7 protein-coding genes are annotated in these 12,737 nt (G+C 49.5%); 6 read left to right on the top strand and 1 reads right to left on the bottom strand.

Annotated features, from left to right (window positions below; translation table 11 throughout):
* Positions 1–394: 394 nt before the first annotated feature.
* The 4 genes from glgD to BLR65_RS23610 are packed head-to-tail and all read left to right on the top strand — an operon-like array spanning position 395 to position 8,983.
* On the top strand, positions 395–1,546 hold the full coding sequence (glgD, locus tag BLR65_RS23625; RefSeq protein WP_245693010.1) for a glucose-1-phosphate adenylyltransferase subunit GlgD: 1,152 nt from the start codon (positions 395–397) through the stop codon (positions 1,544–1,546).
* 2 nt (positions 1,547–1,548) lie between these two features.
* Positions 1,549–2,985: a glycogen synthase GlgA gene (glgA, locus tag BLR65_RS23620; protein ID WP_093796614.1), complete on the top strand. Its 1,437-nt coding sequence runs from the start codon at positions 1,549–1,551 to the stop codon at positions 2,983–2,985.
* Positions 2,986–3,035: 50 nt separating this feature from the next.
* Complete coding sequence (locus BLR65_RS23615; protein WP_093796613.1) at positions 3,036–5,477, top strand: glycogen/starch/alpha-glucan phosphorylase; 2,442 nt, start codon at positions 3,036–3,038, stop codon at positions 5,475–5,477.
* 17 nt (positions 5,478–5,494) lie between these two features.
* Complete coding sequence (locus tag BLR65_RS23610; RefSeq protein ID WP_093796612.1) at positions 5,495–8,983, top strand: bifunctional glycogen debranching protein GlgX/4-alpha-glucanotransferase; 3,489 nt, start codon at positions 5,495–5,497, stop codon at positions 8,981–8,983.
* Between the two features lie 14 nt (positions 8,984–8,997).
* Here the strand turns inward: BLR65_RS23610 and BLR65_RS29245 are convergent, their stop codons facing one another.
* Positions 8,998–9,180: a hypothetical protein gene (locus BLR65_RS29245; protein ID WP_143122644.1), complete on the bottom strand. Its 183-nt coding sequence runs from the start codon at positions 9,178–9,180 to the stop codon at positions 8,998–9,000.
* A 220-nt stretch (positions 9,181–9,400) separates the two neighbouring features.
* Between BLR65_RS29245 and BLR65_RS23605 the strand changes: the two genes are divergently transcribed.
* Together BLR65_RS23605 and BLR65_RS23600 are read left to right on the top strand one after the other, a co-directional pair.
* Positions 9,401–11,230 carry a PAS domain S-box protein gene (locus BLR65_RS23605; protein ID WP_093796611.1) on the top strand — a complete coding sequence of 610 codons (1,830 nt, stop codon included), beginning with the start codon at positions 9,401–9,403 and terminating at the stop codon, positions 11,228–11,230.
* An 11-nt stretch (positions 11,231–11,241) separates the two neighbouring features.
* Positions 11,242–12,714: a sigma-54-dependent transcriptional regulator gene (locus BLR65_RS23600; RefSeq protein WP_093796610.1), complete on the top strand. Its 1,473-nt coding sequence runs from the start codon at positions 11,242–11,244 to the stop codon at positions 12,712–12,714.
* Positions 12,715–12,737: the final 23 nt, after the last annotated feature.

Genomic DNA, 12,737 nt, shown 5'->3' with positions numbered 1-12,737 from the left:
CAAAGGGATTCTAAATGGTTAAATCGTAGGAGTCAACGGAAAAGCCTCGACTGGGAAGCGTTCAACAAGCTGTGGGAACGCTTTCGAGTGCCAAAACCACGCATTACTGAGAGTCGGCAGCTAGCGCTGAATATCTAACGCCTGAATACGGAAGCGAGTATTCCTGAGGAGCCCGGTGAGGGAAAACTTCACGCCGGGATCTGTGCAGGGGAAACAGAGTAATCTGCCACCTACTGCGACCTTGAAAAGGCAATCAACGCATATAGCTATGCGGTCACCACATAATTGAGGCAACCCACTCACCTCCGCGTGATTTGTAGTATGCTGGTATCCCTATATAGTAAGGATACAAAAAAATCGCTTCAGGCGAACGGATTTCATTCCGTTTTGTGCCTTGAGCGAAGCGAAAGGAATGGTTATAGCTATGAAAAACATGATGGGCCTTATTAATTTGCATGAAAATCATGATTCGCTCCGAGAAATAACCGGCCACCGACCACTTGCGGCCATTCCCTTTGCCGGCCGTTATCGGTTAGTCGATTTTGTTCTATCGAATTTTATTAATTCCGGGATTACGAATGTTGGTATTCTGTCTGCCGGCAATTTCCGCTCACTTGCCGATCATATCCGTTCCGGCAAGGAGTGGGATTTGGCCAGAAAACGGGATGGCTTGTTCTTGCTGCCTTCTCTGCAGACCGGTACGGTTCAGGGGCCATTCCCCCATGACTTAGCCGATTTTTTCAGCAATCTTGATTATATTAAGAGCAGCAGGCAACAATTTGTTTTGTTGTCAGGCAGCCGCTCGGTCTGCAACATTAACTACGATGAGGCGTATCGTTTTCATCTTGATAAAAACGCTGATATAACGGTATTGTACAAGGAATATGAGGAGGAAAAAGTGAAACGCCTGTCAGGCGTTACCATGCTCGGCACAACCGATGACGGCCGGGTTGTGGATATGGAAATTTGCCCGGTCAATGTTCATAGCAACAAATTGTCAATGGAGATGTATCTTATGGACCGGCAACTGCTAATCGATTTGGTGGATGCCAGTGTATCGCGGGGCGGGACTAATTTTGCGCGCGATTGTATTATGAAGAATTTAGAGAACCTTAAGGTTTATGGGTTCCCTTTTCAGGGATATTTAGCCCGCATTGATTCCATGCAAAATTATTTCGAACATAGTATGAGACTTTTGATTCCGGAAATCTGGCAGGAGATCTTTTTTACCAACGGCTCCATCTATACCAAGGTCAAGGATGAAGCACCGGCAAAATATCAGCGGGATGCGCAAGTAAAGTCTTCCCTGGTAGCTAATGGCTCCGTCATAGCGGGCAGGGTGGAAAATAGTATTTTGTTCCGGGGTGTCAAGATCCATAAAGATGCCCGTGTTACCAACAGCATTATTATGCAAAAAGGTGAAATTGGCCCCGGTGCCGTAATTGAGAACGCAATCTGCGATAAAGATGTTAAAATTACCGCCGGCAAAAAACTTAAGGGAGAAATCAATCACCCGATTGTTATCGAAAAGGGGACTGTGATTTAACGATGCTTAAGGTATTATTTGTGGCCTCCGAGGCGGCACCTTTTGCCAAAACAGGCGGCTTGGGTGATGTGATTGGCTCATTGCCCAAAGAACTAAAAAAACAGGATATGGATATCCGGGTGATTATTCCTAAATACAGGTTAATTCCGGAGAAATTCACCAAGCAGATGGTGTTAAAAGCCACCCTTACCGTGCCGGTGGGCTGGCGGCGCCAGTACGCCGGTCTGTTCGAACTTGAGTATCAAGGTATTACCTGGTATTTTGTTGATAATGAATACTATTTTAAACGGGACAGTCTTTACGGGCATTATGACGAGGCCGAGCGTTTCGCCTATTTTTGCCGGGCAGTCCTTAAGGCCCTGCCACAGCTTACGTTTATGCCGGATATAGTTCATTGCCATGATTGGCAAACAGGACCGCTGGCAGCCATGCTCAAGCAACAGTACCTTGTAAGAAAAGAATATTCGGCAATTAAAACCGTTTTTACCATTCATAACTTAATGTACCAGGGAATTTTTCCGGGAGATATTCTCGGTGACCTGCTTGAGCTGCCTAACAGTGTATTTACCGTTGACGGTCTGGAATTTCACGGACAGGTCAATTATCTCAAAGGCGGGCTGGCATTTAATGATGTGATTACCACCGTCAGCAAGTCCTATGCGCAAGAAATCCAGCAGCCTTATTTTGGGGAAAAACTTGACGGTTTTTTGGTACAGCGGCAGGCTGACCTATACGGAATTATTAATGGCATTGATTATGAAGAGTATAATCCGGTGGGTGATCCGTATATTACCACTCACTATACCTGGCGGGGAACGACCAAGCGCCTTGACAATAAACTCAGCTTGCAAAAAGAATTAGGTTTGCCGCCAAGCCGGGAGATTCCTCTTATCGGCATTGTGTCCCGGCTGGTAGCGCCCAAGGGTCTGGATCTACTTGCCCATGTGATGGACGAATTGCTGGCTCTCAATGTTCAACTGGTTATACTGGGAACAGGCGAAGCGCGGTATGAGCAGATGTTTTGTGATGCCGCCCGCTTAAGCCCGGACAAAGTCTCAGCCAATATCACCTTTTCCGAGCGGTTGGCGCACCGGATTTATGCCGGATCGGATCTGTTTTTGATGCCCTCACAGTTTGAACCCTGCGGTATCGGTCAGCTCATAGCTCTGCGGTATGGCAGCATCCCGGTTGTGCGTGAGGTGGGCGGGCTTAAAGACACGGTGATTCCTTTTAATCCGGAAACGGGAGAGGGAAACGGCTTTGTCTTTGCCAATTACAATGCGCACGAGATGCTGAATATGATTGAAGAGGCGGTGGCCTTGTATCAGGATAAAACACAGTGGGGCAAACTGATTAAGAACGCCATGCGGGCCGATCACAGTTGGCGGCAGTCGGCGGTTGAATACCAGCAGCTTTATAATAAGCTGGTTATACGGTAGCTGAGGACGGACAGTAGGAAGTTTCACTAATGGGTAGGGGGGATAAGGAGATGTTTGCATCTAAAGAACAGTTCAAGGAAGCCTTTACAGAGAAACTGCAGACCCTGTTCGGACAAAGTCTGGATGAATCATCGATTGCCGATAAATATGTGGCCCTGAGTACTTTGATTCGTGAAATTATCAGCAAACGCTGGTATCGGTCCAATCAACAATATAGTCTCAGTAAAGAGAAGCAGGTTTATTACTTTTCGATGGAATTTTTGCTGGGGCGGTTACTGGGAAGTAATTTGTTTAACCTGGGCATAACCGAGGTCTGCCGGCAGGGACTTAAAGATTTGGGGATTGAGCTTGATGAAGTGGAAGCGGTGGAGCATGATGCCGGACTGGGCAATGGCGGCTTAGGCCGTTTGGCTGCCTGTTTTTTAGACTCTATGGCGTCCTTGCAGCTGCCCGGGCATGGTACCGGCATTCGCTACCGCCATGGAATGTTTGAGCAAAAAATAGTTGATGGCTATCAGATTGAATTACCGGACAACTGGCTGAGGGATGGTTATGTATGGGAGACTCGCAAGGCCGACCGGGCGGTAACTGTCAAATTTGGCGGCACCGTCCGTCTGGAACAGCAGGCCGGCCGGCTTGTTGCCATTCATGAAAATTACGAGTCTGTGCTGGCTGTGCCTTACGATGTACCTGTTGTCGGCGCTAACTGCCATACGGTCAACACATTGCGCCTGTGGAGTGCGGAAACGAATCATTTTGATTTTTCTTCATTTAGCAAGGGCGACTTTCTCAAGGCGGTGGAGCAGAAGTATTCGCTGGAGGCCACTTCGCAAATCCTTTATCCTGACGATAATTATCCTGAGGGCAAGACTCTCCGGCTCAAGCAACAGTATTTTTTTGTTTCGGCCGGTCTGCAGAGTATTGTCAGGCGCTATAAGCGGACCCATGGCAGCAAACCTGCCGATCTGGCGCGGATCCATAAGAAGATTGCCATTCATATTAATGATACCCACCCGGCATTGGCCGTACCGGAGCTGATGCGCATTCTTATGGATGAAGAGGGCTTGAGCTGGGATCAGGCCTGGGAGGCGACAAGGAAGACCATTTCCTATACCAATCACACCATTTTGCCGGAGGCGTTGGAAAAATGGCCGGTGGAGATGGTTAAGACGCTGTTGCCGCGGATGTATATGATTATTGAAGAACTCAATGAACGGTTTTGCGCGGCACTGTGGGAAAAATACTCCGGCGACTGGGAACGGATCCGGGCCATGGCCCTCGTTAGTGACGGCTATGTGCATATGGCGCATTTGGCCGTTGTCGGCAGCCACAGTGTTAACGGTGTGGCGGAAGTGCACAGTAATATCCTGAAGAATGAGGTTTTGGCCAACTTTAACCGGTTTTACCCGCTCCGTTTCAATAATAAGACCAACGGCGTTACCCACCGGCGCTGGCTGGCTAAAGCCAATCCCAAGCTGGCGGAACTGATTACCGAGGCCATTGGCGAGGGCTGGCTGGCTCAACCGCATGAACTGGCGAAACTGCATCGCTACGCGCATGATCCGGCCTTTCAGAACCGGATAAAATTCGTTAAACAGTGTAACAAAAAACGGCTGGCAAGTTATATTCAGGATAAAATAGGCCTAGCGGTTGATACTAATTCTATATTTGATGTTCAGGCAAAACGCATTCATGCGTATAAGCGGCAGATACTGAATGCCCTTCATATCTTGGATTTATATAACCGCCTAAAAGCTGATCCGGGGCTTGCGATCGAACCGCGCACCTTTATTTTTTCCGGGAAGGCGGCTACCGGTTATTATTTGGCCAAACGGATCATTAAGTTTATTAACACTCTGGCGCAGGTGATTAATCATGATCCTGATATCGACGGGCGAATTAAGGTTGTTTTTTTGGAAAACTACAGCGTTTCGCTGGCAGAGCTGATTATTCCGGCAGCCGATGTCAGTGAGCAGATATCAACGGCCAGCAAAGAGGCTTCCGGCACAGGCAATATGAAGCTGATGATGAACGGCGCGGTAACCATTGGTACTCTTGACGGGGCCAATATCGAGATTAAAGATGAGGTTGGCGACGATAATATTATCATTTTTGGCCTGACGGCTGAACAAGTACTGAATTATTATAAATACGGCGGCTATAATGTCCTGGATGCATACCATGGCAATTCCCGTATTAAACTGGTTGTGGACCAGTTGATTAACGGCTTTTTGCCAGTCAGTCAGGATGAATTTGACAGTATTCACCACTCCCTGATGCGTACTAATGATGAGTACTTCGTACTGAAAGATTTTGCGGGCTATGCGGCGGCGCAGGCAAAGCTGAATAAGCTATATTGCGACCAGCGTGCCTGGCAGGCAATGGCCATTAATAATATTGCCTTTTCCGGCCGGTTTGCCAGTGATCGTACGGTGTCGGAATATGCGATTGGCATTTGGAAGATTAAGCCGGTAGTAATTAGAGAAAATTAACCTGGAGGTAGACCGGTATGAATGAATACTGGATACTGCATGATTCCCACAATACAGGTTTTCGCAGCCCCTTTGGGGCTGTTTCTTGTCATACCGAAGTGACACTGTGCCTTGAGGCCGCTGCGCCGGTGCAAACTGCGGTTTTACGGTTATGGCAGGAAGGGTTCGGCGAAACGCTTATCAATATGCAACTTGCTGAGACACTGCCTGCCAAACTGGTTTATGAGGCCAGTTTTAAGGTTCCGCCGGTACCGGGCGTCCTCTGGTACTATTTCATTATTTATCAAGACGGCCAGACGGTTTACTATGGCAATAACCCGGCAGAAACAGGCGGTGTGGGACAACTGACAAGCACTCCGCCGCCTTCCTACCAGATCAGTACTTATCTGCCGGGAGCAACAACACCCGCCTGGTTTAAACATGCGGTTGTGTACCAGATTTTTGTCGACCGTTTTTTTAACGGCCTGCCGGATGGAAAAATTCTTAATCCTCGTCCCGGCAGCCTCATTCATGCCTGCTGGCAGGATACGCCGGTCTATACCCGGGATATGGATACCGGTGCCATTCTGGCCTATGATTTTTTTGGCGGCAATCTGGCCGGAGTCATGGCCAAGCTTCCCTATCTGGCGGATCTGGGGGTTACTGCCATCTACTTTAATCCAGTATTTGCGGCTGCTTCCAATCACAAGTATGATACTGCCGATTACCGGACAATTGATCCCATGTTTGGTGACAACGCTTTATTCTCCCAATTATGTGCGAAAGCCGCAGAATATGGAATAGCTGTTATTGTAGACGGGGTGTTTAGTCACACCGGCAGTGACAGCATCTATTTTAATAAAGAAGGCAGTTATGACAGCCTGGGGGCTTTCCAGTCACCCGCTTCTCCCTATTATTCCTGGTATAAATTCAGTGAATATCCGGATAAATATGAGTCCTGGTGGGGCGTTGACACACTGCCCAATGTTAATGAGGAGGATCCTTCCTACCAAAAATTTATCATTGATGCTGAAGACAGTGTGCTTAAACACTGGCTGAGAGCAGGTGTAAAAGGCTGGCGGCTGGATGTAGCCGATGAATTGCCGGAGAGTTTCCTGCAACAGTTTTATCAGACCCTCAAAGCGACCGATCCGGAAGCTGTGCTCATTGGCGAGGTATGGGAAGACGCCTCGCGCAAAGTAGCTTACGGGAAGCTAAGGCAGTATTTTGACGGCACTAAACTCGATGGGGTTATGAATTATCCCTTCCGCAAGCTGGTACTGGATTTTATGCTGGGCTGGAAGCCGGCGCAAGCGGTGCACCGTGAACTGTTCAGTCTGTATGAAAACTACCCGCGAGAAAATTTTTACGCCAATTTGAATATTATCGGCAGCCATGATGTACCGCGTATCCTGACCCTGCTGGCAGAAGCACCGCCCGAAGACGCTCAGAGCAAGCTTAGTGCGTATAAATACAAGTTATCCCCCGGCCAAAGAAAGCTGGGGATTTCCAGGCTCAAGCTTGTCGTGCTGTGGCAAATGACCTTTCCGGGTGCTCCCTGTGTTTATTATGGCGACGAAGCCGGGGTGGAAGGCTACCGCGACCCGTTAAACCGGCGGGCCTATCCCTGGGGCCGGGAAGAGCAAGAACTGTTAATCTGGTACAAGCAATTGATCAAACTCCGCCGGCAGTATCCTGTTTTGCAGACGGGAGAATGGCTGCCGCTCTTGGCTGACGGCGATGTGTACGGCTATGTGCGCCGAATCAGTGGCGGCTTGGATGTATTTGGCGATTTGGCGGCCGATAATACGGCTATTGCCGTGTTTAACCGCAGTTGCCGGCAGTCGGCCAGGGTAACCTTTGATTGGCGGAATTGGTTTGCCGATCAGGATTACGTATTTGACGCACTGACAGGGGAGAGAATCGGACTGCCGGATCAGGCGGAATTGGAATTAGAGTTACCGCCACTGTCCGGCAGGCTGCTGCTGGCTGAGATAGAACAGCCGGCAGGCGCAGGCAGCCGTGCAAGCGGCGTTTTATTGCATCCGACTTCTCTGCCTTCGTCGTTTGGCATCGGCGATCTTGGGCCGGCAGCGTATCAGTTTGTCGATTTTTTGGCGGCGGCGCGGCAGCGGCTGTGGCAGTTTCTGCCCTTGCATCCAGTTGGTTTTGGGGAATCACCCTACCAGTGTCTGTCAGCCTTTGCCGGCAATCCGTGGCTGATTTCACCGGAGAAGCTGATGGAAGCAGGTCTGTTGGCGAAAGCAGAGCTTTCGCTGCGGAATGTGGCGGGCGAAAATGCAGAGCGCATTGATTTTTCCCGGGTCGTGTCCTGGAAAGAAGCAGTTTTTCGGCTGGCTTTTGCGCGATTTAGGGCTAAGCCGCTGCCCGCAGCCTACCAAACTTTTGTCCGGGAAGCCGGTGACTGGCTGCCGGACTATGCATTGTTTGCCGCCCTCAAAAGGCAGTTTGGGAATTTACCCTGGAGTGAGTGGGAAAATGGCGCTAAGCGGCGGGAAGCCGCCACCCTGGACCATTACCGGCAGGCGTTGGCCGGAGAAATCGAATTTCAGCGGTTTTTGCAGTTCGCTTTTTGGCAGCAATGGCAGGAACTAAAAACGTATGCCAACTGCCGCGGCCTTATAATGTTCGGGGATTTGCCGCTGTTCGTAGCCCATGACAGTGCCGATGTCTGGGTCCATCCGGAATTATTTTCACTGGATGCGGCCGGTAACCCGGCTCAAGTCGCCGGGGTACCGCCGGATTATTTTAGCGCAATCGGACAATTGTGGGGGAATCCGCTTTACAATTGGGGAGAAATGGCTAAGAATGACTATGAGTGGTGGCGACGGCGGCTGGCGTGGCTGCTCCGGCTTGTCGATCTTATCCGCATTGACCATTTTCGCGGGTTTGAGGCTTATTGGGAAATTCCCGCCGGTGAGCCAACAGCCGTAAACGGACGGTGGGTAGCAGGACCGGGAGCAGGCTTCTTTGCCGTTCTGGAGAAATATTTGGAAAATTTACCGTTGGTCGCCGAGGATTTAGGGGTGATTACCCCGCCTGTTAATCGCCTAAAACACAAGTTTGGCTATCCAGGAATGAAGGTGTTGCAGTTCAGCTTTGGCGATGGCCGGACGGCACCGGACTTTCCGCATAATACCGGACGCCATACCGTCGCTTATACCGGCACCCATGATAATGATACCCTTTTAGGCTGGGTGCAAAAGCTGCCTGCTACCGATCCGTATTTATGGAACCTCATGCGGGAACATCTTACCAGACTTAAACTGCATGCTGCCCCGGGCGATGCCGCTGTCTGCGAACAGCTGATCCGTTTAGTTTTTCAGAGTCAGGCCGACACAGTGATTTTGCCCATGCAGGATGTGCTGGGGCTGGGGACAAGTGCGCGCATGAATATTCCAGGGACGATAGGCGGCAATTGGACTTGGCGGCTTAAGCCGGGAATGCTTACTTCGGACATTATAACGCGCTTGCGTAATTGGACGGAACAAAGCGGCCGCAATTAGCTGTTAACACGTTACTAAAGCCAGAATACTGTGTTTGCAGTGATTCTGGCTTTACCTTGTAAAGAGTTGTTTAAGGCGCCGGCAAGACAGTTGCCTAGTCTGCCCTGCTCTCCAATATTTGTTTCAGAGTTTTTAAATAAGCGCCATCCTGCGGCGTTGTTGCGGGAACAACCTGCTTGGCGCCTTTTTTTTTGCATTCTTTGCCTCTTTTATGCATGCCTTTTACTTTGTACCTCCTTGAAGTAGTTTTCGGACTGCTATTTACTCCATTAGTCTTTCCGGGGGGTAATCGATTGATGTGTTACCATAAAACACAGCTATTGATTTTTTGCCGAGTTTTTGTAAACGTTACAGGGATTTACGTTAACATAGCGAAAATAATTAATCAATAGCAACAACAATGGTGGAGTAAGGCTGGTGCGCATAGTGGTAAAACGCCGGGGACTTGTGGTTATCTTGTTGATCGGTTTGCTTGGTCTGTATAGTTTTCAACAAATGTATCCCCAGCCCAGTTTTTATTTGCGCGGACTTAGCTGGGGACTGGGAAGCACGGTGCTTGCTCTACTGCTGTTTTTTCTCAATCATGTACGGCGGAAACAGGAATGGCTTGCGCAGGAGGCCGAAAAAACCCAGGATGAAGCCTGTGAACGGATATTAATGCAAACGGCATCTAAAGTTCTGGAAGAAGCGGGCATTGGGGCGATTCTTAATTTTGTCTGCGAGCAATTGGTGACTGTTTTTGAGGTCTCGCTTGTGCGTGTCATTCTTAAAGAGGATAGCGACAATGTTAAGGTGAGTGCGGCAGCGGGAAAGTTGGCAGTAAAGAACGGGTGCAGTACATTAAATTGCACGGCTGCAGGGCCGTTAAGCGGATTTGCTATCAAGACAAGCACGCTTCAGGTAGTTCAAGACAAGACAAAGCTGGCATGTTGGCAGGCAAAGCTCTTGGCAGAATTGGGACTTGATGAGACCGAGTTTCAGTCAGAAATTGCACTGCCGCTTATATTAAAAGGCAATACAATAGGAGCGTTTTATCTCAGCAGCAATAGGCGAAATTATTGGGATAAGCGCATTGTGACCAGGCTGCAGCGCTTTTCCGATCAACTGACAATTGCGATCAGCGCGGCCCAAGACCGCCAAAAGCTGAGTTTGTTGATTGCTGGTCTGGAGGCGGCCGCCAATGCCATTGTGATTACCGATAAAAACGGAAATGTGGAGTGGATTAACCCGGCATTTGCCGCCTTGACCGGTTATACGCAGAGTGAGGTTTCCGGGCAAGACCTGATGTACGTATCCGGTTATCGTGATAAAAGTTTTTGCCAGCGCTTTTGGCAGCAGTTAAACTCAGACGGTGAGCCGTGGCGGGGAGAATTTGCCCATCAGCGGAAGGACGGCAGCCTCTACGAAGAGGTTATGACGATTACTCCGGTTACGAATAATCAGGGGGAAATCACAAACTTCATTGCCATTAAGGAAGATATAACTGAACAAAAAATGGCGGCAGCCTCAATGGCGAAGGCGAACGAAGTAAGGACGCAGGCCGAGAAACTGTCTTCGTTGGGAACCATGGCGGCCGGTCTGTCACATGAGATAAATCAGCCGCTCAACTCAATCAAAATGATTGCCAGCGGAATGGTGTATGCATATCACAACGGTAAGGAGCGGCCGACGGCGGATATTATGCGCAATGTGGAGGAAATTTCCCGTCAGGCTGACCGCATTAATAATATTATTATTCATATGCGCAGCTTTATCCGACGGGATAAAAGCCAAGCAACTTATTGCAACGTTAATGAGGCCATTGAACAATCACTGGCAATAATCGGCAGCCAACTGGCAGCTCACCGTATCAGAGTTCACAAGGAATTGACTGACAGACTGCCGCTGGTTTACGCTATATCAACCGCCCTTGAGGAACTTGTCGTGAATTTAGCGTCCAACGCCATGCAGGCACTGGATTCTATTGGGCGAACAGACAAGCAACTCGCCATCCGGACCTGGGCGGACAAAAATCATGTATATATTTGTGTTGCGGACAATGGGCCAGGCATAAAGGCTGCTTATAAAACCAAAGTGTTTGAACCGTTCTTTTCTACGAAGCCCGGCAGTGATAATCTGGGTTTGGGGTTATCAATTGTCCAATCCATAGTAACTTCCTGCCAGGGAACAATAGCCATTATTTCAGAAGAAAATGAAGGAGCCGCGTTTTTAATTACCTTTCCTGGCATAAGTGAAGAAGCTGTTTAGGAGGTTAAAGGATGGAGATGTTGCTGGTGGATGACGACAGGCACAGCCGGGAGGCGGTGGCCTGGTTCCTGCGCGAACAGGAACATACGGTAACGGAATGTGATCATGCGGAACAGGCGCTGACCAAATGGAAACAGGCCGATTATCCGTTGATCCTGTCGGATATTCAAATGCCGGGTATGACCGGAATCGATCTGGCTCAGGCAGTTACCGGGCAGACGGACGGCTGGCGGACCGATGTCGTTTTATTTACGGGTTATGGAGATATGAAAACGGCAGTAGCAGCTCTTCGGGCCGGCGCTTATGATTACCTGCTCAAACCGGTTGACGCCCAGGAACTGGCGGCCATTGTACAGCGCGTGTCGGAACACCAGGCTTTGCTGCGGGAGAACAGGGAGCTAACTGAGAATTTTGCAGCTCAGGTTCAGTCGGCAACAAAAAATACGGAACAAGAATTAACCCGCATGCGTAAGTTGGTGGCGGAGACGGTTATCGGCAATGTCGGGGTTTTTTCCGCGGGCATGCGCCAAGTCGTCGAGCTTGCGCAACGTTTTCATACAGACAGGACGCTGACAGTGCTTATTCAGGGAGAGACAGGCACCGGCAAGGAGGTAGTGGCCCGCATTATTCATTACGGCTCTACGCTTAAAGCGCCGTCAGGACCGCTTGTTGAACTTAACTGCGCCGCCATTCCCCATAATTTGTTTGAAAGCGAACTATTTGGCTACGAGGGCGGTTCCTTTAGCGGCAGTTTGGTTCGCGGGCAGAAGGGCAAACTTGATGCGGCGGCGGGGGGAACGCTGTTTTTGGATGAAATCGCGGAGATGCCGCCGGAAATGCAGGCAAAACTCCTCAGGGTCCTGGAGGCGAAAGAGTATTACCGTGTCGGTGGTTTAAAAAAAATAAAGGCAGATGTACGGATAATCTGTGCTACTAATGTTGACCTTGAAAAAAGAATGGAAACGGGTTTATTCCGGCGTGATCTTTATTATCGTTTAAAAATTGGTCATGTTGTGATTCCTCCCCTGAGAGCGCGGCGAGAGGAAATCGTACCGCTGGCCGAGATGTTTTTGCGGGATTTTGCCCAGTCCAAAAAGAAACGCTTTGCCGGCATCAGCAACGAGGCCAGGCTTCTTCTTAAGCAGTATGACTGGCCGGGCAATGTGCGGGAGTTGCGCAATGCCATGGAATGGGCTGTTTTTATGTATGATGATACTGAGCTTAAGCCATTCCACCTGGAAAAAGCGGTCTGTGACTGCAGCGGGTCTTATTCGGGAGAAAAGGCGGCCGACGGTGCCAAGGAAAGACAAGTTGTACTGCCCCTGCCGGACGGGGGAATGTCATTAAAAGAATATAACGATCTTATTATCCAGACGGTGCTTGCGGCCCATCAGGGCAATCAGAAAGCGACGGCCAACTACCTGGGTATGTCACTTAGGGCCTTGTGTTATCGACTGGAACAAATGCGCAACAGAAATAAGTAACGTTAAAATCGGCTTGGTTGACA

This window comes from Sporomusa acidovorans (assembly GCF_900101845.1).
Taxonomy (GTDB): Bacteria; Bacillota; Negativicutes; order Sporomusales; family Sporomusaceae; genus Sporomusa; species Sporomusa acidovorans.
This window is presented reverse-complemented; position numbering and strand designations above follow the sequence as displayed.